Annotated in this window: 14 protein-coding genes; 2 read left to right on the top strand and 12 right to left on the bottom strand. The window is 47.4% G+C overall.

What is annotated here, in order from left to right; genetic code table 11:
• Nucleotides 1-58: 58 nt before the first annotated feature.
• The 11 genes from NQ510_RS09685 to NQ510_RS09635 all read right to left on the bottom strand — a co-directional run bounded on the left by NQ510_RS09685 (nt 59) and on the right by NQ510_RS09635 (nt 21,098).
• Entirely contained in the window at nt 59-2,818 is a 2,760-nt protein-coding gene (locus NQ510_RS09685) for a hybrid sensor histidine kinase/response regulator transcription factor (protein ID WP_005826289.1), read from the bottom strand.
• 71 nt (nt 2,819-2,889) lie between these two features.
• A complete protein-coding gene (locus NQ510_RS09680; RefSeq protein ID WP_005826288.1) occupies nt 2,890-3,777 on the bottom strand; it encodes a carbohydrate kinase family protein in 888 nt (295 codons plus the stop codon).
• A 255-nt stretch (nt 3,778-4,032) separates the two neighbouring features.
• Nucleotides 4,033-5,199 carry an MFS transporter gene (locus tag NQ510_RS09675; protein ID WP_005826285.1) on the bottom strand — a complete coding sequence of 389 codons (1,167 nt, stop codon included), beginning with the start codon at nt 5,197-5,199 and terminating at the stop codon, nt 4,033-4,035.
• A gap of 18 nt (nt 5,200-5,217) precedes the next feature.
• Nucleotides 5,218-7,032 carry a GH32 C-terminal domain-containing protein gene (locus NQ510_RS09670; protein WP_005826284.1) on the bottom strand — a complete coding sequence of 605 codons (1,815 nt, stop codon included), beginning with the start codon at nt 7,030-7,032 and terminating at the stop codon, nt 5,218-5,220.
• A gap of 133 nt (nt 7,033-7,165) precedes the next feature.
• Complete coding sequence (locus tag NQ510_RS09665) at nt 7,166-9,346, bottom strand: glycoside hydrolase family 32 protein (protein WP_005826283.1); 2,181 nt, start codon at nt 9,344-9,346, stop codon at nt 7,166-7,168.
• Between the two features lie 4 nt (nt 9,347-9,350).
• Nucleotides 9,351-11,384, bottom strand: a complete 2,034-nt coding sequence (locus NQ510_RS09660; RefSeq protein WP_227212870.1) for a glycoside hydrolase family 172 protein — start codon at nt 11,382-11,384, stop codon at nt 9,351-9,353.
• A 35-nt stretch (nt 11,385-11,419) separates the two neighbouring features.
• Entirely contained in the window at nt 11,420-12,904 is a 1,485-nt protein-coding gene (locus NQ510_RS09655) for a glycoside hydrolase family 32 protein (RefSeq protein ID WP_005826280.1), read from the bottom strand.
• Nucleotides 12,904-15,039 (bottom strand): glycoside hydrolase family 32 protein, encoded by a 2,136-nt coding sequence (locus NQ510_RS09650; RefSeq protein WP_005826278.1) that lies wholly within the window; start codon nt 15,037-15,039, stop codon nt 12,904-12,906. The genes NQ510_RS09655 and NQ510_RS09650 overlap by 1 nt, the downstream gene beginning before the upstream one ends.
• A gap of 73 nt (nt 15,040-15,112) precedes the next feature.
• Nucleotides 15,113-16,897 (bottom strand): RagB/SusD family nutrient uptake outer membrane protein, encoded by a 1,785-nt coding sequence (locus NQ510_RS09645; RefSeq protein ID WP_005826276.1) that lies wholly within the window; start codon nt 16,895-16,897, stop codon nt 15,113-15,115.
• Between the two features lie 19 nt (nt 16,898-16,916).
• Nucleotides 16,917-19,988, bottom strand: a complete 3,072-nt coding sequence (locus NQ510_RS09640) for a SusC/RagA family TonB-linked outer membrane protein (RefSeq protein ID WP_008663961.1) — start codon at nt 19,986-19,988, stop codon at nt 16,917-16,919.
• 258 nt (nt 19,989-20,246) lie between these two features.
• Nucleotides 20,247-21,098, bottom strand: coding sequence for a patatin-like phospholipase family protein (locus NQ510_RS09635; RefSeq protein WP_008663962.1), 852 nt, complete (start codon nt 21,096-21,098; stop codon nt 20,247-20,249).
• Between the two features lie 95 nt (nt 21,099-21,193).
• On the opposite strand from NQ510_RS09635, the gene NQ510_RS09630 reads away from it, so the two are divergent.
• Entirely contained in the window at nt 21,194-22,393 is a 1,200-nt protein-coding gene (locus NQ510_RS09630) for a C1 family peptidase (RefSeq protein WP_034525503.1), read from the top strand.
• Nucleotides 22,394-22,437: 44 nt separating this feature from the next.
• On the opposite strand, the gene NQ510_RS09625 is transcribed toward NQ510_RS09630, so the two are convergent.
• Nucleotides 22,438-24,198, bottom strand: a complete 1,761-nt coding sequence (locus tag NQ510_RS09625; protein ID WP_005826266.1) for a 1-deoxy-D-xylulose-5-phosphate synthase — start codon at nt 24,196-24,198, stop codon at nt 22,438-22,440.
• A 336-nt stretch (nt 24,199-24,534) separates the two neighbouring features.
• Between NQ510_RS09625 and NQ510_RS09620 the strand changes: the two genes are divergently transcribed.
• On the top strand, nt 24,535-25,428 hold the full coding sequence (locus NQ510_RS09620; protein WP_005826262.1) for an electron transfer flavoprotein subunit beta/FixA family protein: 894 nt from the start codon (nt 24,535-24,537) through the stop codon (nt 25,426-25,428).
• The last annotated feature ends 3 nt before the right edge of the window (nt 25,429-25,431 follow it).

Genomic DNA, 25,431 nt, shown 5'->3' with positions numbered 1-25,431 from the left:
CAGTATCATTTACAGAAGTAAACAGACGTGTATTAAGAACAAGGGGGATAGACAACAGCTATCCCCTTCTTTTCAGAAACTCGGTAGGACTCTCCCCAAACTGTTCCTTATAGCATTTCGTGAAATAGGAAGGTGACGAAAAGCCCACTTCATAGGCAATCTCCGCTACCGTCATGTCAGAGGAGGCAAGCAGTGAGGCAGCCTTTTTCAACCTCATCTGGCGCAGCAGCTCATTCGGCGAATAGTTGGTCAGCGATTTCAGCTTACGGTAAAGCTGCACACGGCTCATACCCATATTCCGTCCCAAATCCTCCACATTGAGTTCCGCATCTTTCATTCTCTCCTCGACAAGCGATTTGAAGCGGGAGACGAAACCCTTATCCAAATCACTGATGGCTTCCTTCTCGATAGTCTGGTTATCTCCGAAGAACTGCCTCAACTGACGGCGGTTTGCAATAAGATTGCGGACACGAGACAAGAGCAACTGCGAATTGAATGGTTTGGAAATATAAGAATCGGCACCGCCATCATAGCCCTGGATACGCTGTTCGTCCAGCGAGCAGGCCGTCAGCAGAATCACCGGGATATGGCATGTCTGCAACTCCCCCTTCAAGCGGCGGCAGCATTCCACACCATCCATACCGGGCATCATTACATCGGAGATAATCACATCCGGCACATACTTCATGGCCAGCCGGATACCCTCTGTCCCGTCCGCAGCATCCAATACACGGAACTCGTTCGACAGAAGTGACTTCACATAGTTGCGAATATCCGCATTATCGTCAATTACCAGCACAGTAGGACAATCAGCCTCAACCACCTCTTCGCATGCCTTCACTTCCGTATCTATCAGGGTGGACGACACGTCCTTCTCTTCGGCAGGCAACGTCACTATGGTGGGATGGTACTGCGAAACATCCTGCTGCGGGAAAGTAACGATGAAAGTAGTGCCTTTCTCGTCACTGCGTGCCGTAATGTTACCGCCATGCATCTCTACAAAGGCACGTACCAGCGCCAGTCCGATACCGGTACCGGCTTGATGCCCGTCCACTTGATAGAAGCGCTCGAAGATGGCTTCCACATCGGTCGAAGAAATGTAGCTGCCGGAATTGAAGACGGACAGACTGTAGTTCTGTTCCGACTTTAACAACCGTACGGTGATTTTCCCGTTCTCCGGCGTATACTTCACGGCATTGGAGAAGAGATTGAAGTAAATGCGCTCCATCTTCTCCGCATCCGCCATCATCCGGAAGTCCGTATCGGGAGATGCCTCAAAGCTGAAAGCAATATGTTTCTTCAGCAACGCCATGCGGAAAGAGTCGTTCCAGCCCCGGAAGCTGTCGAGCAAATCAAAAGGTTCGAGATGGAGCTCCATGCGCCCGTTCTCCACCTTCCGGAAATCAAGTATCTGGTTGACCAGGCGAAGCAGGATATGCACATTCTTTTTCATCAGCTCGAGGAGCTGGCGCGGCTGTCCGTCGAGGGTGCGGTTGGCAAGAAGCTGCTCTATGGGATCGGCTATCAGCGTCAGCGGAGTACGGAAATCGTGTGAAATATTCGTGAAGAACACCAGCTTGGCGTGCGTAGCCTCCTCCAGTTCATGGGAAAGCTGTTCTAACTGCGACTTCTGTACTTCCAACAGTTCCTTCTGCTGTATCAACTGGGTTTTCTGTTCCTCCAGTTTCTTTTTCTGCATGGACAGTTCACGGTTCAACCGGTTCTTGGCACGCAAGGAGAGGTAGACAGCCACCAACAAACCGACCAGCAACAATAGGGCGGACAGACTGCCGTACAAGACAACCTGCTGCGTGGCATAACTGGCTAAATACTGGTTTATCTTTCCGTTCAGGGTTTCTATCTTTCCATCCAGGGTGCCGATGTGGGCGGTCTGCATCTTCATGATGAGAGCATTGTCGCGGTCGACGACGGAAGTGCCCAGGATAGTTTCACGGGGGAAATCACGCTTGTTCAGGATATCCATGGCAATCTGCATCACGCGGTCGCCACCGGTAGGATATATAAACGTGGCATCCAGTTCGCCGGCAAGCACTTTCTCCACTCCATAGTCTTTGCCGGACAGGGCGTCTATGCCGATGAACCGCATATCCTTTTCCCGCCCCTCTCGGGCAGCGGCAGCATAGGCTCCGGCCGCCATACGGTCATTCTGCGCATACACCAGGTCGATATGCGGAAAGCGGCTCAGCAGAGTATCCATTTTCTCTCCGGCCTTGAGTTGCAACCAGGCACCGTCTTCAACGGCCAGCAACCGGATACCGGGATAAGCGGATATAGCCTTCACAAATCCTTGATGACGGTCTACGGCAGGTGTGGAGCCCACCAAACCTGAGATTTCCACCACATCTCCCTGCCCATGCAGCACATTGGCCACATACTCTCCCACAGCTTTCCCTATCTCGTAGTTGTCTGCACCGACGTAGGCCGTGTATTTGTCCGAAAGGATTTTACGGTCCACTACAATCACCGGAATGCCCCGGTTGTATGCCTCCTCCACAACCGGAGTTATCGGAGTGGCTTCATTAGGGGCCACAATCAGCAGATCCACCCCTTCGGCTATCAGCTCACGAATGTCTTTTGCCTGACGGTCATTATCGTCGACAGCAGTACGGATGTCCACCTCCACATCCTCGTAGAAATGGGCTTCACGGAGTATCTCACTGTTCATCTGGCGCCGCCATTCATCCTCGCTACATTGGGAAACGCCGATACGGAAACGTGCCTCGCGCCGGGAGCAGGCAACCGCCACTCCCCAAAGCACGAGCAAAAAGAATAAAATCCGAAGGTTATGCTGTCTCATCTTCACTTTCCTCTGATTTAAGATTGCAGATGAGCAAAGATAACGAAAAATGTGAAAAGAATAAGAAAAATCTATGCCAGCCTTTCTTTCAAGGCCACCGGCAATTCCGGCATGGCACCGCTCTGGGTACATACATAGGCAGAGACTTCCACCGCCAGTTTATGGGCATCGGGCACCTGCTTCCCGCTGAGAATGGCAGCGGTGAAGGCTGCCGTGAACGAGTCACCGGCTCCAACGGTGTCCGCCACCGGTACCTTGGGCGTCTCCTGGAAGGAAACCACTCCCGGAGTGAACACATAGCTGCCGTTCGTTCCACAAGTCAAGATAAGCATTTTCAGGTTATATTTAGCCAGCAGAATCCAGCATTTGTCCTGCAAGTCGATGCCCGGGTAGCCGAAAATACGGCTGATGGTCACCAGCTCCTCATCGTTTATCTTGAGGATGTTGCAGCGGCGCATGGATTCGCAGAGTATCTCTTTGGTATAGAACCCTTGGCGGAGATTGATGTCGAATATCTTCAGTTGCCCCTCCGCATCGGGCATCGTGTCGAGAAAACGGTTGATGGTGATGCGGCTTGTTTCACTGCGTTGCGCCAAAGAGCCGAAACATACGGCACGCGTGTTCAGTGCCAGACGCTTCAGTTCGTCGGTAAAGGGAATGTTGTCCCAGGCCACGCCTTCTTTTATCTCATAGCACGGCACGCCCACGGCATCGAGCGTCACCTGCACCGTTCCCGTGGGGTAAGGCACGCGCTCAATCTGCGTGCGCAGCCCCTTCCGGGCGAACACATCCAGAATCTCGTCCCCATCCGCATCGGCACCTACGGCACTGACCACACGGCTGTCGAAACCAAACTGCGATGCATGGTAAGCAAAGTTTGCCGGAGCACCGCCTATCTTCTTTCCTTCGGGGAGGCAGTCCCACAGAGCCTCGCCCATACCTACTATTATCTTATTCATAATATTATATTGTTTAATGAATGATATATTTTATTCACGGCAAACTCAATGTCCTACCCGCTGCAAACCTAATAAAAAAGTTCCTAACTATAGAATGAAAAGTTGCCAATTATCTATTAAAAAGTCTCTAAGAACTAAGGATTATCTCTATCCCAAGGCTTGGGATAGACATCCGCAACCTTGGGACAGATATCCGCAGCCTTGGGACAGATATCCGCAGCCTTGGGATATGTGTCCGCAGCCTGCGAACAAAGATTACCGCTTCATACGCAGCATATAGAAGAACAAGTACACTACCCCTACCGTCATCACAGCCACGGCACCGCTTTGTCCTACAGCATCACTTGCCAAGCCCATTGCTATCGGAAATACCGTACCGCCGAAGAGCCCCATAATCATCAAACCGGAAACCTCGTTCTTCTTTTGTGGCATAGCAAGCAACGCCTGAGAGAAGATAACCGGAAAGATGTTCGAATTGCCGAAACCGATAAGGGCAATGCAAATGTATATCATTGTCTTTTCATGGAAAACGAACAACCCTACCATCGCAGCCAACATACATAACACGCTGATGCCGAAGAAGGTTCGGGGAGCCATCTTCTGAAGAATGAAGGCGCCGAGAAAGCAACCCGCCGTGCGGAAAATGAAGTAAAGGCTGGTGGCAAAGCCGGCATCGGCCAGCGTCATGCCCAGACGCTCCATCAGGATTTTGGGCGCTGTGGTATTCGTACCTACATCAATGCCCACATGGCACATGATGCCCAGGAAGCAGAGAAAGATAAACGGCTTGCCCAGCAGGGCGAGGCACTCCCCGAAGGTGGAAGGGCGTCCCTCTTCCTTTTCCTCGCGGATGGAAGTACCGCTCAGCCAGAGAATGGCAATCACCGCAATAACCATATAGACCGGGAACAGCACCCTCCAGCCCATGCCCAGAGACGGAATGGCCTGCGTAGCTCCCCACATGGCGATGTATGGAGCCAGAAACGAAGCAATGGCTTTTACAAACTGTCCGAAGGTGAGCGTACTTGCCAGCCGCTCGCCGCTTACGATATTGGAAAGCAGCGGGTTGAGCGACGTTTGCATCAGCGCATTGCCGATGCCCAGCAATGAGAACGAGAGCAGCATCAGCACGTAGCCGTCTCCGAAAACCGGGAGAAGCAAAGAGGCAAACGTGATGACAAGGCTGAGAAGCACCGTCTTCTTGCGTCCGATGCGGTTCATCAGCATACCCGTAGGTACGGAGAAGATGAGGAACCAGAAGAACACCAGAGACGGGAATATGTTGGCTTGCGAGTCGGTCAGGTTCAAGTCGGCCTTCACGTAGTTGGAGGCGATGCCCACCAAATCCACAAAGCCCATGGCGAAGAAGCAAAGCATGACCGGAAAGAGCTTTGCCAAGGAAGAATTCTTAGTATTTTCCATGCTGAAGATTATTATCTGTTATTTTAATCCGAGTTTGTACACAGTAAACGAGGTGACATTGCAGCTTCCACCTTTAGCATAGAAACTGATGCGGTTGTAAGGTTCCGACGGGAATACAAGATTTGTCATGGCAAAACGTCCGTCGTTGCCAAACGCTTCAATGCTCGACTTGTCTACGAACAAGCGGAGTTTCATTTCATTGCCACCCTCGACAGGAGCCACGGTCACTGCAGGGAAGTCCTTGCTGAACGACACCTCACCACTCTCGGTACGGTCCATGGTGAACGTCTTTTCCGCCAGGTTATAGTACATCTCCACCTCCTCGCCTTTCGAGTTAAAGAGCTGGAATCCTATCACATCCGCATCCTTGTTCTTGATGGTCATTTCGATTTCATACGTTCCGGAATTGTCATTCAGCAGTTTGTCCAGATTATACGTGCGGTCTACCTTGAAAGCACGCTTCTTGCTGCCTTTATCCCTCAGTTTCAGCAATTCGGGAGACGGGGTTACCTTTACATAGGTTTCACCCTCCGAGGTATAGAGCGAAAGGTCGCGCGGCACGGAGTTGGCACTACGGTATTGGCGGGTGGGCACATCGTTGGCATATTGCCAGTTGCTCATCCATGCCAATGCAATGGCACGTCCTGCAGGAGCATTGCTCCAAGTGACAGTTGCATAATGGTCTTTTCCCCAGTCCATCCATTTCGTCACTGCGGGAGACTCGTTCACGAATCTCTTTCCGTCAAATGTCCCCACGAAATATTGTGTGGCAGAGCCACCGAACGGTCCACCCGGATTGAGGTTACAGACGAGTACCCACTTCTTCAGTTCCGTACCTTCAACCGGCAGTTCAAGCAGGTCGGGACACTCCCAGACTCCGCCGTGAGCACCTTGTCCTTCACCGAATTTGCTCTCCAGCGTCCAGCTCTTCAGGTCGGCAGAAGAGTATATCTCCATTTCCTGCCCTACGGCAAGAACCATGATCCATTTCTTGGTATCTTCGTGCCAGATGACTTTAGGGTCACGGAAGTCGCGCTGCGTGGAAGTCAGGATGGGATTTCGCGCATACTTCTTGAAGGTCTTTCCGTTGTCAAGGCTATAGGCCATGCTCTGCACTTGGCGGTCGCTTGCCGATGTATAGAAAGCAATGACGGCACCGGCACCGAACCCGGCCGTATTATCCTTGTCGACAACACAAGAGCCACTGAAAATTGTTCCCAGCGCATCGGGCGAAATAGCATCTCCGTGATGTTCCCAAGTGACGAGGTCCGTACTGGTGGCATGTCCCCAATGCATGTTCCCCCACATGGAGCCGTAGGGATTATGCTGGTAGAACAAATGGTAGACCCCGTCTTTGTAGAACATTCCGTTAGGATCATTCATCCAACCGTAAGCCGGGCTGAAATGATACACCGGACGGTACTTCTCCCGGTTCGAAACATCGAATTCATCCGACAGTTTCATTTCTTCCCAGCATAAGGCCGAATCCGGAATAAGCTGGAAGTTGAAAGAGAGATGTTTATTATCGAAGCCGGTCAAATCGACCGGAACAAAATAGTCAACCTTATTGACTGCCAATCGCACGTTCATACTGCGTACAACATCATTGTCCGCTATCATATACAATTTTGCCTCCGGAGAAGCCTCTTCCACCGGCAGCAGCAAAAACTTCTTCTGCTCGTCAATTTGGACGATACTCTGTCCGTCACCCAGATGTTTAATCACGAAAGGAGGATTTATGGCCTGGCATGTGAAGACAGCCACGGTAGTTCCTAATATAAATACGGTAAGCGTCCTTCTGATTGTCCGCCAAAAGTCTTTTAAATGAATCATGTTTCTGTTGGTATTAAATTAATTATGTTTTTCTAGCATGCAAAGATACGCCACCAAGCAGCAGGAGACTATCTTTTTTGTTTCAAAGCATACTACAAATGTTACATTCCATCCTTAAAAAGGTATCTGTATGTCACTGGGGAACATACATAGAATTCAATTCATGAATTGTCAACTGTTTCAACTTTGTTTGTCCGCCTTCAACTGATATGGTGACAGAAGGAGTGTTTTTTTCAATCAGATGATAGAAAGCAGCAGACAGTGCTCCTTGATTGACGAAGATTTCTACAGAAGCAATATCCGACAATATATCCAATTCAATTCTTCCTTCATTGGGCTTTAGCACCATCTGCTTCAAGGTTTCCCCATTCTCTTTCTCAACAGTGAGTATCTGTTTGACAGAATCGTAAATCAAATTCAAACCATTAATATCAAAAGCCAATATCTGCGCATCAACACTATCTACAGCAAAACCCGTTTTCAGATAGAAGGCAGGAGTATTCAACTTTGTCGTGAAACAATTCTTTTCTTCAACTACCAGACTCTTCCAGATGTACTTTCTCCCATATAATAAAGCGAGTTCATTTACCGGCATACTTTTTAAGACATATCCTTTATCAACCCGATGTAATGTTAATTCACGCGGAAAGGACATTTGTTGATTGAAAGGCATATCCGGGAAATTACTTCCGTTCATCCATGCTATTTGTATTCTTCGGTCATCTGGTGCATTACTATATGTTTGAACCGCATAATAGTTTGTACCACTATCCATTTTTACAGGTTTCGTCTCAGTCCGAAAACGATATCCATCAAAACTCCCAACCAAATAGGTACTGTTCGCCCCGGTAAAGACCCATTTCCGGACAGTAGGTTCATTGGTTACGGACATTTCAAAAAAGTCGGGACACTCATCCGCCCCCTCTAATTTAAAACGGTCCGTTTCAGTCCAATCCATCAAATTGGGAGATGAAAAGATAGCATACTCCTGCTTATCCAAGTACAATACCATAATCCATCTGCCAGTCGGCGTATGCCACGTCACCTTAGGATCACGATTGTACCTGACCAACGTGGGAAGTACCGGATTACCGGAAAAAGTAACCCAATTACGCCCCTTATCCAAACTATATCCTATACTTTGTGAATGTTGCAAATGCCGGGTGTGATACCCGAATCCACCTGCCGAAGTATAAACAGCAACCAATACTGTATCTCCATTTTGTTGACACCCCAGCGTATTCTTTTTATCAACAACTACCGAACCGGAAAAAATAGGTCCCAACGAGTCCGGATGTAATACATCCCCCAACTCAGTCCAATGTGCCAAATCCCGGCTCACAGCATGCCCCCATGTCATATTACCCCAAATACAGCCATAGGGATTATGCTGATAAAACAGATGCCACTCCCCTTCATGCCAAACCAGACCATTCGGATCATTCAGCCATCCCCGGCGAGAAGTAAAATGTACTTTAGGACGTAACGGTTCTTTATAAAACAAGTTCTCTTCCTTAGGAGTTTCAGAACAAAAGCATTGATTCAAAGCTTGCTCTACATTAGGACTCTTACTCGCCTCTATCCGTAATTCTTGCCCAATCCAATCCTTGACCTCCAATGTAACCCAATAATCAGGTTCATCGCCGCCAAGCTCCACTTCCATATTACGTACCATTTTATCACCAATCCATATATCCATCTGTTCTATAACCGCTCCCATCTTTACCGGAATATTCAAATAACGGTGAGTTACCAACATTCTTTTCGCAAAAATTTCTTTTTCCAATTTGGTATCAGACTGGTAGAAACAGTCGGCATTGATAAATCCCCAGCCCTCTTTTGATTGGTCCACTAAAACAATCCGGGCATTTTTTCCCATATATTCAGCAACATCCCAAGACTCATATTCCATGACACGTCTATTATACCCCGTACTTCTTTTCACCTCCTTTCCATCAATCCAAAGGGCTACATACTCCCGCTGATAATCAACACCCCCACCTATCAGAAAATTAACATATCTGCGTTCTATCCTGAAAAGAGGTGACTTCAATACACCGGTACCGGCATCTCCATTGACAAAGCTAGAAGCCATCCGATTTCCTTCAAACCTATTATCCCCCCATATTGACAAACGTTCCATAGAAACTGGTGAATTGCCAAAAGCATTTCCTTCCAATATCCAGTTTCCAAAAGTATCTCCTTCAAAATTATCTATCAGTAAATCATCCGGACGTAGTGCCATGTGAATATTTTGTGCCTGCATACTACAAACAGTAGCCAGTAGTAAAAGTATCAGTATCCTCTCTTTCATAATATCATTGTTTTTTCATAAGTTGTATAGCATCTAATCCAAACAAATTCTTCTCCTCAACAGCTTTTGGGTTAGCTCCTGACAAAGATATTTTCAAAGTCAATGCTCCACGCACCGGACTATAGCATCCTAAAGAAATAGGGTCAGAAAGAGTAACTTTTGTATCATATCCATCCCACTTTATATGTGTATCTTGTCCATTTACGGAAAAAGAAACTATGCCATAATCAGGAGCTTTCGTGGCATACACCACCAGTTGATAAGGACAGTCTTCCAATTGATTGAACTCAAACTCTACAGAATCACCCGGTTTTCCACCAATACACAAGAGTTGGGTTCCTCCACTCCATTGCCCGTCAACGAAACCAAGCATACTCTGCTTGTCAAAATGAATGGATGGAGAAGAGGCTATTGGAGTTGTTTCCTCAAATTCTATGCTATTTTCTCTTCGATATTTAGATAAATCGCCGGGAACGGGTAGCAAGTCTTGGGCTGCTTCCTCAAGTCCTGAAGTATCAACAGCTTTCGCTCCCATATCTCCATACCAGTAAACGGTAGTTGCATAATCTACAGTTCCCCTTACCCAACTCAACAATTCAATGTCGAAACGCAATAATGAAGAAAACGGTATACCGTCCAAATTCCTTGTACGGAAGAATGTATTATAACCGTGAGAACTCGCCTGGTCGGCACGGGGTGCGCCACCAAAAGGCGTTTGGAATATTACGACCGGAGCCCACGAACTATTGTAGTAATCTTCTGTTCCGGTACCGAAATGCGATGGAAAAACATCATCATCTACCCATATCTTTTCATCCCCTTCTCCGTACCAGGCACGCGAATGGTTATACAGAGTCAGGACATCCCCTTTGTATATGCCTCGTCCGGTCAATGTGGCAAAGTTCCACTCCCGGCAATTTGCATCATCATCCGGACGCTCATAAACCGGAAGTCCGGTCTGCTGGCGCCAGGAAGCATGGAAATAGAGGGAACGCCCTCCCCATGGCAAAGGTGCCGTTCCCACTTCCATACTCACGTCTGCAGTGTGTGCGGAGATATTTTGTAACAATAGTCTGCCTTCTGTCTTGTAGGGCATCAGCCAGCGGCTCACCACCTTGCCTTGTCCGTCTGCAGACAAGAACCAGCTATCAACAGCCGGAGCACCCATACCCCCTCCCGAATAATCCGAAAGAGGAACCCAAACCGTAGACCGGCCGTCAAAATCAGCCTTAAATATAAGATTGCGCATCAGTTGGGCATAAGCCGTAGAATCTGCATTCGCGAGCTGGAAACTGATTTCATAAACCGCATTTTCCCCTTGCGGCAGGTCAATCCACAAAGAATCGCCCGGCTGGAGCACCTGCCGCTTCTTGTCCACCTGCAAACCGGAACGGGATGCAGGATGCAGCAAGGCATCATCTACCTCTGAAATCTTTTTACCGACGCGGGCTACGGATGCCGCAGAGAAGGTTTCCACAGAAGTTCCTTCGGGATACTTGCGATAATTGATGTGATAGTATTTGGGAGTAGGCGCAATGCCCGGTTCGTCTTCAAATGTAATTTTACAACTCCGGGCAAAAGGGATGGGCAGGAAAAGAGTATTGCCGCCTTTCCCGTCCGGAGTATAGCTGGTGTGGGGTTGAAGCAGTCCCCTACCCAACCTGGGTATTCCGAAACGCATCAAATCATAGGCAGGAACTATCCATCCGGGAGTACTTTCGCCATCAAAATAAAATCTCCAAGTCCCACGCTTGTCAACTGTGGTTATCCAGATACGGGTAATAGCTCCAGGGCCCTTTTCATCGAACATCACACGTTCCACTCTCCCATCAACCGTATCCGTACAGACAATGCCATAGCCATCATTGTTGGCAAACCATCCCGGCGAATCGGGAGACACGGAGGAGCGGTCATAACTGCTGACTTGCAGGCAACGATATGGCACCAGCGGATAACGTGCGGATTCTTCTACAGATATCATTTCATCCAGCAAAGAGTCCAAAGTCACTTGTGCCGTATCCTTCACACAAGAGGCCATCAAAGGCAAAAGCAGCAATGCAAACAATAAATTCCTCATCTCCATATTGATTTAAGCATCCAGGCATCCAACTCCATCTTCGTCCCCTTCTTCTGCGCAAAAAGTTCGATACCGGTTTGAGCCTCGCCCGGATAGGTTAATAATGTGAATACATCCTTCCCGTCATTGGCAAAGATTTCAATACTCGATTTGTCTACAAATATATGCAAACGTATCTTATTATCTACCGGTTCCACCCTGGCATATGCCATACGGCTGAATTTAGGAATCTGCACATCGGAGCAATGGGTGCGGTCAATCACCAGATTATGTGAATCCGTATCATAGCTGACCACCACTTTGCGCCCTTCACCCACACACAAATTCAAGCCAAAGGTGTTGGATACGTCAGTAGAAAACGAAGCATCGAGTTCGTAGACATTCTCATCGGGAACAAAGCCGGGTAACCTCTGTGTTCCCACCGATAAAGCACGTTTCACCGATGCAGGCTTATGGCGAAGTGTTTGCAACTGTTCCACCGGTTTCTGCACCAGCCTCACGCCTTCCTTGTATGTCTTCAGTTCCAGATTACGGGGAATGGACCAGAAGCCCTTCCCATACTTCGATGGAGCTACCGGTGCATAGTCCCAGGTTGCAACCCAGCCCATCGAAATTTTGGAATCCAACGTTCCGTCAAAATCCTGAAATGTGCGGGATGCATAAAAGTCCAGCCCTTTGTCCACATATAGAGGCTCTGCAGGATGGTTCTCCATCAGCTTAAAAGAAGTGCCGTCGAAGTCTCCTATAAAATATTGTTCTTGCGCCCAGTTTACAGATACGACCATCACCCACCTTTTCTTGTCAGAATCCCCGTCAACCGGCAACTGGAATAAATCCGGGCACTCCCAAGACTTTTCACTGTCACCGGCAGGGCCAAAATCACTGGTCCAAGTCCAGCTCTTCAAATCAGGAGAGGTATAAAACTTTATTTTCTTCTCCAGGGCCTTGGCTACAACCATCACCCATTTTTGGGTCGGCTCGTGCCAGAAGACGGTAGGGTCCCTGAATTCCGTACTCCAAAGGTCCAGAACCGGGTTACCTTCATAATAATGAAATGTCTTTCCGTCATGACTGAAAGAGATGCCCTGCGCCTGTTTCTTGGAGTCCTTCTCAAAAACGGTGTAAGCCGCCACATAAGCCCCCTTGCCGAAGCCGGCCGTGTTGTTCTTGTCTATGACCGCAGAACCGGTGAAGTAACTGATATTGTCATCCGTTCCGGTCATGGCATAAGGGGTTATCTGTTGGTAATGTACCAAATCTGTAGATTCGACTTTGCCCCACCAGTACATATGATATTTACCCTGATAGTACATGAATCCCGAGGGATCACCAATCCATCCCTTCTCCGGACTGAAATGATACTGAGGACGATACGGCTCTTTGTATAAACTGTCTGAATTCATTTGTGCACCGGCAGACAATGTTCCTGCCAATAAAAGTGCACCCAATATAGCTGGTATCTTCATTTTCTGTATTTTCATTAAAAGTTCATCTTTACCTTTACATCTTTCAGTTTCCAAACTTCGGCAGCAACTTCCGTTGTTTTTCCATCAGAGAATAGCTCCAATAGCGTACTATTTTCTTTCAAAGGGAAGATTCTTGTAGTGAACGCATCTTCGTTATTAATAAATCCTTCCACTACAGAACCGTCAATAAACAAACGAATCTCCACCGGTTTAGCAGTATCCAACCGATAATGATCCTTACGAATCTTCAAAGGAATGTGTGCACGCAAGGAAGAATGCGTCTGGTCCACAATAAGTTCCTCCTTCTCCACATCATAATAAATCAGGCTATATTCGCTATTATCCGGATTCTTACACAATGTAAATCCAAACCGTTTTGCGTCACCGGGATAAAAAGTCGCCTTGACTTCAAGCTGATGTTCCCTTCTGCTCACAATGCACGGTTTCGCAGCAGTCAATGCCTGTCTGGAATAAACCGTCGGTTGTTCACGCAATTGTTTCATCACGGGATGGGGTGTTTGGCATAGTTTCCCATCTTTCAGCTGCCATCTTCTGGGCATACTGTAGAGATGTGCCCATCCTTGTTCATAAGTGGCCTCCCCTCCTATTTCATCGGGTATAATGGCAATGGCAGCAACATCCCCTTCCGGAGTCTCAACAACAGAGGGGGACAGCAAGCGATTGATGACCTCCAGATTTTGAGGGACTGGGTTGTCCGGTATAAACTTTTCATTCTTGAAATCTCCTATCCAATACTGGCAACGCGCAGGTATGCCTTTATGAGGAACCCTATTCACCAAAAGAACATATTTGCCGCCCATCTTCTTAAAGACCGGCATTTCCCAGAAAATACCGGAGTCATCCACTTCCGGATTGCCCTCAAACAGCAAATGTACAAAATCCCATCTCTTCAAGTCCGCCGATTTATAAAGCAGCAAAGCCCCGTGGGGTGTATCGGTCTGCTCAATGCCGAAACCGATAATCATATACCAGACATCACCCTCTTTCCAAACATACTGGTCACGCATGTCCGTACGGGTATATCCGGCAGGCTTCTCGGCAATAACCGGATTACCCGCATATTTCTCCCATTCTATCAACGCAGTATCTTTTGGAAAAGCAATACCCACTCCCATCTTGTCTCCACCGGCTGTGTATATCAGCTGGGGGATACCGTCATCATTGATAACAGCATGCCCGGACCATATTCCATTCTTGTCATAAGCAGCATCAGGAGTCAAAGCCGGCTTTTCCTCCGTCCAATGAAGCATATCGGGACTGCTGAAATGTCCCCAATTTATCTGTCCCAGGAAGATTGCAGAAGCATTCTTCTGATTGAATATATGATATTTACCTTTATAAAGAAGTAAACCATGCGTCTCATTCGTCCAGTTGGCAGCCGGCAACAGATGATAGCGAGGACGGTTGAAGTCCTTCGCAAAACGGGTTTCCGGAATAGCCAAAACCGGAGTCTTCTTCAATCCTAAGGCAATCTCGTCTCTCCATGCAGACGAATCATCGGAAAAGGGAGTGAGGCTTATCCCGTCAATCAACCCGTTTATAGCCGTAACATCGTACATCCAAACCTTCTTTTCCCTGAAATCCTTACCTACCCGAAACATCATTTCACCATCCTGCAAGTTCCGGGGCCATACCTCTGCACTCATCCTCTGTCCATTCAAGCAAACCGATTCATTACTCAAATCAAGGACCACATGCAGCCACTTGAAACGGTCGACTTTTGTCTTTAATGAACAGTAAGAGTATGAGCCATTCTGCCCCATTCCCAACAGCAGCTCACCATAACGGTCTACACATACCGCTACAGATGTTCCTGCCATGTCTCTGATTCCCATAAAGGCAGCAGTATCCGTCGGATAAGATTCCAGAGCAAACCATCCGGACAACGACGAAACATCTCCTTCCGTGGTTGTATCCATCCAAGTGGAATACCCGTCTGTACGAAGGGCTTTACCTTCGACTCCGGTAACAAATTCTGGTATTTCCTTTATAGTGTACAAATTCAACAATGACTTACCGTCACAGGAAAGTAAGGGGTCCTGCCCGTCAAACGACCATGTTTTTTGAGCAAAAGCTGCATTCAAAGAAAGCAATAGACAGCCTAATATAGAATAGGCAAAGTTTTTCATAATAAAAGATTGTTTAAAGGAAAAGAGGGAAACAAACGTTTCCCCTCCCTTACGTTTTTATTTCAAAATATAATTAGTTGAACGGAGCATAACCGGGATTCTGTACATACTTGCCTCCAGAAAATCCGTATTGATTGTTCGGAACCGGATAATACTCATCCTTTCCACCCGTAAAGTGCGCATTGGCATAATAAATGCGATTGTCCGACTCCGCGGTAATGTACTTGTTCATGGTTGTTTCCACTATGCCCCAACGGACTAGGTCGAAGAAACGTTCACCTTCCAAAGCCTTCTCCAGACGTGTTTCCCAACGGAGGGCCTGACGGGCATAATCCTGATTCCAGACATCAGCAGGATAAGGATTGACAAGGTAGTTGGCCGCATATTTGGAATGGTCGTTGAAATCCTTTACATAGGCGCTGTTCCGGGCACGATTGCGTATCTGATTAATCAAATCACGGGCAGTTTCGAGTCCATTGCCTTCATTGAGTTCAATAAGAGCCTCAGCTTTCCAAAGAAGAATATCCGCGTAACGTATAATCTGCCAGTTCAACTGTGAAGCCCCCCAAGGCCAGCCATTAAACATATCACTACTTTCCGGAGAAACCCAGAAGCGCTTCGCGCAATTATAGCCATAAGTATCCTTATCACGCACCCATCCCTCACACGGCTTGTCCGGATAAGTTTTCCAAGTTATAGTAGGACGGCCCACAACAAAATCGAGACGCGGGTCTACATTGGGAGTCGTGTTTTGTAAAGTATAAACCCCATTGTTCAATACCGCCCAACTATAATCAGACTTTGACTGATAATTAAAATCGGGCAGACCGTTTGCATCTGTCTGGTAAGCATTTATCAGATCTTGACTGGGCAGGAAGAAACCGTCACCTCCGTAAGGGCTGCCTCCACCCGGAGAATTCAACAGATTGCTCCAGTTGATGCGGCCGGCACTTTCGGTACCGTCATTCATGGAATATTGAATGGCAAAAACAGATTCTTTACCGTTTTCATTAGTTACTAAATCCAATCCCTGGAAATCGTCAAGCAAACCGTAACGGTTGCTGGCAGTCACTTGGTCGCAAAGCGAAACGACTTCCCTCAGCAGCTCTTTATTGATGGAAGTTACGGCATGCGTAATCTCATCTTGCTGATACGCCTGGTACAGCTTGATTTTAGCCGCATAGGCCAGTGCTATGTATTTATGAATACGCCCTACCTCCGGCTGTGATGCAGGAAGCTGTTCGGCGGCATCAAGCATCTCCTTGGCCAGCATACTCAGAATCTCGTCACGGGTAAACTCATTGTTCGGAATATCCGGATATTGGGAAATCTCAACGTTCTCATCAAAATAAGGTATCTTGTTGAAAAGGCGGCTTAATTCAAAATAATAATGGGCACGAAGCACTTTCATCTCCGCAATGCGGGATACACGTCCGTTTACCTGCTCATCTGTTGCAGCATTCAGTACGCGCAATGCAGAGTTACAACGCTGTACACTGCAATATAGATGATACCACTTGCTGTCCAAGAATCCATTGGTTACATCCATATCAAATGTCTCCATACGGTGCACTTCATTAAGGTCACCGACACCACCACCGCCTTTATAGGCATTATCCGAACGCACCTCACCATAAGTCCAATTGGAAGTAGGATGACACCATACACTCCAACTCTGTCCCTCGGGACCACCCAAAGCTGCATACGCGGCATTCACTAAAAGGTCGGCACCTTCTGTAGAAGTCATAATATCTTCGTTCAAGCTACCCTGGGGCTTCAAATCCAGGAAACGGTCTTCATTACAGCTTGCAGTCATCAGCGCTACTGCGCCAAGCATATATAAATGTTTCAATTTCATAATAGTATAGTTTTAAAGTTTAGAAACCAAATGATAATCCCAAAGAGAACGTACGGGGCAACGGATAAGGATAGCCCAGACCTTCAGGGTCGGCACCCGTATAACCGGTAATCGTAAACAAATTCTGAGCCTGGAAATAAATGCGCGCATGACGCATCTTCATCTTGTCGAGAGCTGCTTTAGGAAGCGTATAACCCAATGTCAGGCTTTTCAGCTTGATATACGAACCATTTTCAATATAGAACTCAGAAACTTCGTGCTCATTGTTGCTGTTAAGGGTGGTTAAAGCAGGTACACTGCTATTGTAAACACCCGTCTTTTCAAAGTTCTCGTAGGCATGCATGGCATCGAGCAGGCGGGTAGAATGATTACCGGTCCAGCATTGGAACAAATCCGTATAATATTTGGAGTTGTTATAGGCATCACGAATCATACCGTTGAAGAACATGCTGAGGTCAAAGCCTTTCCAAGATGCCCCAAGATTCAGACCTGCAATCACTTTCGGATTGTCAGACCCCAACCATACACGGTCGTTCGTATCAATCGTACCGTTACCATCAGCATCCACGTATTTAATACGTCCTACTCCGGGAGCGCCAAACTGTACATTATATTTGGATTTATACTCATCCACCTCCTGCTGGGTACGGAACACTCCATCTGTCTTGAAGCCCATCCATGAACCGAACGGTTGACCAACCAAGGTCTTGTCAACACCATTACCGCCACCATAAGTATAGTAAATTTCTTCCGACAGCTCTGTCACTTCATTCTTGTAATATGAAAGGTTAAATGCTACATTATACTGGAAATCCTTCACCTTATCATTCCAGGTCAATGCCATCTCGAAACCTTTATTGTTCATCGTACCACCATTATACCAGCAGTAACCACCCTCGCCAATGACAGCAATATACGGTTTCTCTACAAGCATATCACTTGTCTTCTTATCAAAATAATCGAGAGAAGCACTCAGACGTCCATTCAGGAAAGCGGCGTCCACACCAATATTGAGTTGTCTTGTACTCTCCCACTTCAAATCGGGATTGGTAGACCTCACTTTGTAACCACCGGGAGCCAAAGTCGTTCCATCACCGTTCATGTTGTAGCTTGCATCCTTCAGACTAATCAAGTATTTAGTATAGGGGGCCTCATTATCAATAATATCGTTACCATTGATACCCCATGAAGCACGTAGTTTCAAATCTGCCAACCAATTCTTGGTCGCTTCCATAAACTTCTCACTTGAAATGCGCCAGCCTGCCGACACTGAAGGGAAGTAATCCACATTATTACCCTTTGCCAAGCGGGAAGAAGCATCACGGCGTACCGTAACAGAAGCCAGATACCGTCCTTCATAATCATAATTCACTTTACCAAAGTAAGACACCATGCCATAATTGGAAGCACCGGCACCTACATTCTTACCGGCAGTCACACCGTCGAGATAAATATAATCTTCATCTTCTACAGCCAGTCCCGTACCATAACCGAACATGGATTCCGAATGGTTCTTCTTGGCTTCTGTACCAAGAAGTGCAGTCAGATTGTTCTTTCCAAAAGCTTTGCTATAAGTCACGGTATTGGTCCATACCCAATCCAGTCTTTTGTTGGATGATTGAGTCAGCTTATTGACCTCATCGCGTGCCCATGCCGGCTCAAAAGTTTTGTTGGTTTCATCATAATAATTCATACCGAAATTGGTTTTCAGCACCAGGTTCTTAATCGGTTCAATTTCAAGGAATGCATTACCAAAGATACGCCAGTAATCATGTTTGTTCTGTTTTTCATTCTCCAACAAACGTGCCATATTGGGGGCATCACCCAAAACATCATTGATGGCATCGTTATAATTGCCATTCTCATCATAAACCGTCTTGGCAGGATGCTGTTTGATGGCATTCTCATCTACACCGGCCGGACTGAGGGTCTGTGTCCAACGATTGATAGCAACGTTCTCGCCGATGCGCAAGCGATTGTCAAGATAATGATAGTTAGAACTGATGCGGGTATTGATACGCTGGAAATTCGTATTCTCTACCAGACCGTCATGGTCGAGATAGTTCAACGCTAACGAGAAGGCACCATTGTCAGAGCCCTTTGAAAGTGTCGCACTGTAATTCTGCATCAAGGCAGTGCGATAAACCACATCGCGCCAATCCGTATCAACGGCATGTACTTTAGCTCCATTCAGGCCGATATAGTCTTGAAGTTGGGGAGTTGCACCATTACCATATATTTCGCTGCTTGGCGTAGCTCCATTATTGGCATACTTATAAGCCGACCAATAAACCTGGCCCCACTCATCTGCATTCAACATATCAAAGCCACATTGATAGGTCTGCAAAGTCAACGACATATCAAAATCCACACGGGTCTCCCCTTTCTTGGCACGTTTGGTAGTAATGATAATCACACCATTGGCAGCCTGTGCACCATAAATAGAAGCGGAAGCGGCATCCTTCAATACCTGAATGGATTCTACATCATTGGAAGAAAGGATAGACGAGATGTTCTCACGGGTCATCACACCGTCAATGACATAAAGCGGGGAATTGGCATCATTTCGGAAAGATGACTTACCACGGACCAATGTAGAAGTATTTCCACCGCCCGGTGTGCCGTCAGTCGTAATGTTCATACCGGCAACACGTCCCTGCAAGCTCGACAACACATTTCCCGTAGGAATATCTGCTACATCCTTCATCTTGACCACAGCCACCGAACCGGTCAAACTGGCCTTCTTCTCGGACATATAGCCGGTCACCACTACTTCATCAATCAACTGGGAATCTTCCGTCAACTCAATGCGTAAAGTGGGCTGTGCCTTTACTGTAACGGTTTTATATCCTATATAGGATACGGACAATGTGGCACCGGAAGTTACAGACAGCGTGAAATTTCCATCAATATCCGTAATTGTTCCATTGCTGTTGGAACCTACTTCCATGACAGAAGCACCGATAATGGATTCACCACTCGATTTTTCAACGACAGTACCTTTTACCTGAACTTGCTGGGCAAAGGAAAGAATGCCCACAAAAAGAAGCACAATTAGTGTGCAAAGCCTGAGACTAATGCTTTTCAACATATCTATTAATTTAAAGTTAATAATAAACCAATTCTGCAATTGAGTTTTGTGTCAGCAAAATTAAGCGAAACCAGGATTTGCACCTATAACAAATGTTACGAAAGGTGGTATTTTTGATACATCCCCTTTCTAAAGGTATTCTACGCGTGTTTTTTGCTAAATAAACTTTAGCTTTAGCAGCAAATTAATAGAAAAGAATGAAAACAATATGGGAGCAGATGCTAATTGCACCAGCTCTCATAGTATACTCTCTCAGAATCAAAAACGAAAAGCAAACTGTTCCGCACACCGGTATCCTTCTTCATAAAGCTCCGTCAGCTTCTTGATGTCACGCTCGATGCGGTCTACCACTACCGGCTTTTGTGGACGGATCACAACGATTTCCCCGGCGGCTTCCATCCGTTCCACCTGCTCCAACTGTTGATTATAGACAATGCTGCGGCGGTTGATGGCTTCACGCAATAGCGGATATTTCTTATATATAAAAGGTGGAACCTTCGTTCCCTGAATTTCCTTACGGTACCCATGATTGCGCGTCAACACCACCACATTATTGGTAAATCCATCCTGACGGGCACGCATCAAAGGGATACTGTCCACAATACCTCCATCCAGCATCGGGATGTTGTCCACGTAGGTAATGGGACAGACAAACGGCAGACTGCTCGAAGCACGCACAATATCAATGACGCGCTCTTTACTCCGCTTCTCCTCAAAATAGTTCGCTTCGCCCGTCTCGCAGTTGGTAGTTACCATCACATAGCGTTCGGGACAATGAAAGTATGCCTCGTAGTCGTAGGGAAGTATGTGTTCCGGAAACTCCTGGAACAACAAGTCGAAATCCATGATATTCCGCTTCTTCAACAGATACTTCAATCCGATGTAATTGTATTTTTCCAGCAAGTCGATATTGCTGTACTTGGCACGCCCGCGCTGACCGGACATATAAGAAAGTCCGTTGCAGGCTCCGGCACTGACGCCGATGGTATAGGGAAAGCGAATGCCACGATCCATAAAGCTGTCGAGCACACCGCAAGTGAAGACGCCGCGCATACCGCCGCCCTCCAAAACAAGACCGCTATGGTCGTCGATACGTATTATTTTCTCCATAAGTGTCAGAATTAACGCTCCAAAGATAGCTTTTGTTTACGATATTCTATCTATATTTGCAGTTGCAACTATAAATCTATAACATTTTAATTATGATGAAGAAATCAATACTGATGGCTGCATTGGGTTTATTAAGTTTAAACACAATAGCACAAGACACTCCGAAAGAGGAAGGTTTCATTTTTACAACCGTAAAAGAAAATCCTATCACTTCTGTTAAGAACCAAAACCGTGCCGGTACATGCTGGTGCTATTCCGGACTGGCATTCATCGAATCCGAACTGCTCCGCATGGGCAAAGGCGAATACGACTTTTCTGAAATGTTTATCGTACACAACACCTATCTGGACCGTGCCGACAAGGCAGTGCGTACACATGGTGACGTTTCGTTCTCACAAGGCGGTTCGTTCTACGATGTAATTTATGGTATGAAAACTTTCGGTCTGGTGCCCGAAGAGGAAATGCGTCCGGGCGTTATGTATGGCGACACGCTGAGCAACCACACCGAATTGACAGCCGTATCTGATGCCGTAGTGGCAGCCATTGCCAAGGGAAGACACCGTAGCCTGCAAGCAGACAAGGAAAATAACCCGCTTTGGAAGAAGGCCATCACTGCCATCCACGACATCTATCTGGGCGAACGTCCCGAGAAGTTCACCTACAAAGGCAAGGAATATACTCCGAAGTCTTTCTATGAATCTACCGGACTGAATGCAGATGACTATATCTCACTGACTTCCTATACCCACCATCCCTTCTACCAGCCGTTCGTCCTGGAAATACAAGACAACTGGCGTTGGGCTTCTTCCTACAACTTGCCTATCGACGAGTTGATGGAAGTGTTTGACAACGCTATCAATAAGGGTTACACCATTGCATGGGGTAGTGACGTAAGCGAACAAGGCTTCACACGCGACGGTATAGCCGTAATGCCCGATGCAGAAAAGGTGCAAGAACTGAGCGGTTCGGACATGGCACACTGGCTGAAAATGAAACCCGAAGAAAAGAAACTGAACAGCAAGCCTCAACCGCAGAAGTGGTGCACACAAGAAGAGCGCCAGCTGGCATACGACAACTGGGAAACTACTGACGACCACGGTATGCTGATTTACGGTATAGCCAAAGACCAGGAAGGCAACGAATACTATATGGTAAAGAACTCTTGGGGTGAAGCCGGAAAGTACAAAGGACTGTGGTATGCTTCCAAAGCTTTCGTGCGCTATAAAACAATGAACATCATTGTGCACAAGGATGCACTGCCTAAGGATATTGCCAAGAAACTGGGTATTAAATAAATAAAAGAAGGAGATGCAGTTTGATGCATCTCCTTTTTCAATTCTTACCAAATCCTACAGATATCTTCCACAATCTGCGGAACCGTCAACCGGTTCTTCTTCAACTGCTCCTCCACATCGTAACGGTCGATAAACTCTTTCTTCACACCATAGTTCAGTACCTTCATATCCGACGGACCGTAATAACGGGCAATCTTCTCGCCAAAGCCACCGTCCAGCACTCCGTCCTCAAGAGTAATGACCAGTGTATGGTCGCGCTTCAGGTCATCGAGCAAAGCCTCGTCCACACCCGTGATGTAGCGAGGATTGACAAGCGTGGCATCCACTCCTTTCTCTTCCTTCAACCGGGCAGCCACGGCTTCGCCCAACTGATAGAAAGAGCCCAGTCCCAATATGGCGACCTTCTCTCCACGATGGGACACCTCATAACGGTTCAGCGTCTTGCCGTAATCCTTCTCCGGTTCTACATTCCTGCGGACAACCCCATTGGCCGGCACGCGAATGGCAACCGGATGTTCCGTTTGACGGATGCCCCACTCCAGCATTGCCATATACTCCTCACGACAAGTAGGTGCCAGATAAACCATATTCGGAATATTACCGATGACCGGAATATCAAAAAGACAAAGATGGGTAACATCATTCATACTCGATAAGCTTCCCCAGAAGACAAGAATCAGTGCAGGATTATTGTTGATGCAAAGATCCTGGGACAACTGGTCGTAGGCGCGCTGGATAAAGGTGCTGTAGACCCCGAATACCGGTTTTCCACCTCCGGCAGCAATGGCAGAAGCCATGGCAACAGCCTGCTCTTCGGCAATGCCCATATCGATGAACTGCCGCCCTGCCTCCTTGCGGCGCTCCGGTGTAAAGCCAAATACCGTAGGTGTACCTGCGGTGATGCCCACCACAGTCGGGTCTTTCTTCATCTCCTGCAACAAATAACCGGCGGTAAGGTCGGCATAGTCTTCACCCTCTCCAGACTCACCGGTCAGATTGCCGGTTTCAAGGTCGAACGGAACACTGTAATGGAAACGTTCTTTTTGCTCTTCTGCCAATTTGTATCCCTTACCTTTCAAGGTATTGATATGTACCACAACCGGATGCTTCTTGTCCTTCACTTCACGGAAAGCCTCTATCAATTGCTCCACGTCATTGCCATCCTTCACATAGAGATAATCATATCCCATTGCCTTAAAATAGTTGCAGGGAGCCTGCCCCTCCGTTTCGCGTAACTGTTGCAGATTGCGGTATAGCCCGCCATGATTCTCGGCAATGGACATCTGGTTATCGTTGACAATGACGATGAAGTTCGTGCCCAGTTCGGCACCTACATTCAATCCTTCGAAGGCTTCACCTCCACTCAACGAGCCATCGCCGATGACGGCAATCACATTACCCGCCTCCCCCTTCAGGTCACGCGCCTTGGCAAGTCCGCTTGCCAGACTGACGGAGGTAGAGGTATGCCCAATGACGAAGAAGTCGTGCTCGCTTTCCGACGGTTCGGAATATCCGGAGACTTCGTCATACTCGTCCGCATTCATAAACGCTGCCCGGCGGCCTGTCAATATCTTATGGGTATAACTTTGGTGAGACACGTCATAGACTATCTTGTCCGTTGGTGAATCGAACACGTAATGCAGGGCTATGGTGGCTTCTACCATTCCCAGGTTGGGACCTACGTGTCCTCCGTGGGAGCTTAACTTGTTTAACAACACCTGGCGGATTTCTCCACCCAATCCGTTCATTTCGCTGACTGATAACTTTTTCACGTCAGCAGGGGAATTTACTTTTTCAATATACATATTCTATAATAACATTTAAGTAGCAATGCTTGTTTATCCGATGCTGCCCGTTATGCAGACCTCATCCAGACGCTGCAAAAGTACAGAGGAAACGGGAACGGAAAGGTAGATAAATTACCGGTTTTATTACCTTTTTTACAGATATAGAGCCAACTGATATTTGCGCAAAATCCCTCAACTTGTGCATTTTTCACCCCATTTTCTTGTCAAACCCAACTCTTTCCGTAAATTTGCAGGCTAATAATGAGTTAACCGGCCAATTTCAGTAGCAGGATTCTACTACTCCTATTCCCGGTACTGACATACAAAGAAATACTAATACTAATAATTAATAGCATGAGTTTGAAAATTGTTGTATTGGCAAAACAAGTTCCCGACACGCGCAACGTTGGGAAAGATGCCATGAAAGCCGACGGAACCATCAACCGCGCGGCACTCCCTGCCATCTTCAACCCCGAGGACCTGAACGCTCTTGAACAGGCTCTCCGACTGAAAGATGAACATCCGGGCTCCACCGTTACCATCCTGACCATGGGACCGGGACGTGCAGCCGAAGTTATTCGTGAAGGACTTTACCGTGGTGCCGACAACGGCTATCTGCTGACCGACCGCGCCTTTGCAGGTGCCGATACGCTTGCCACTTCGTATGCCCTTGCCACAGCCATCAAGAAGATAGGCGACTATGACGTCATCATTGGCGGACGCCAGGCCATCGACGGTGATACCGCCCAAGTAGGCCCGCAGGTTGCCGAAAAGCTGGGGCTGACGCAAGTGACCTACGCAGAAGAGATTCTGAACGTGGATAAAGCCGCCAAGAAGATTACCGTGAAACGTCATATTGACGGTGGTGTGGAAACCGTTGAGGCTCCCCTGCCCATAGTCATCACCGTAAACGGAAGTGCCGCTCCCTGCCGCCCGCGCAATGCCAAACTGGTGCAGAAGTACAAACGCGCCCTCGGTGCCCAGGAAAAAGCTGCCATCACCAAGGAAGGCGCTGAGCTTGCCTACGCCGGCCTCTACGAGAAATATCCCTATCTGAACATCACGGAATGGAGTGTTGCCGACGTGAACGGCGACCTTGCACAATGCGGTCTGAGCGGTTCGCCTACCAAGGTGAAGACCATTCAGAACATCTCATTCCAGGCCAAAGAAAGCAAAACGCTGACGGGCAGCGACAAGGATGTGGAAGATTTGATTGTTGAACTGTTAGCTAACCATACGATAGGATAAGAT

The sequence above is a fragment of the Bacteroides uniformis genome, from assembly GCF_025147485.1.
Taxonomy (GTDB): Bacteria; Bacteroidota; Bacteroidia; order Bacteroidales; family Bacteroidaceae; genus Bacteroides; species Bacteroides uniformis.
The sequence above is the reverse complement of the archived record's forward strand: the minus strand, read 5'-3'. Positions and strand labels throughout refer to the sequence as shown.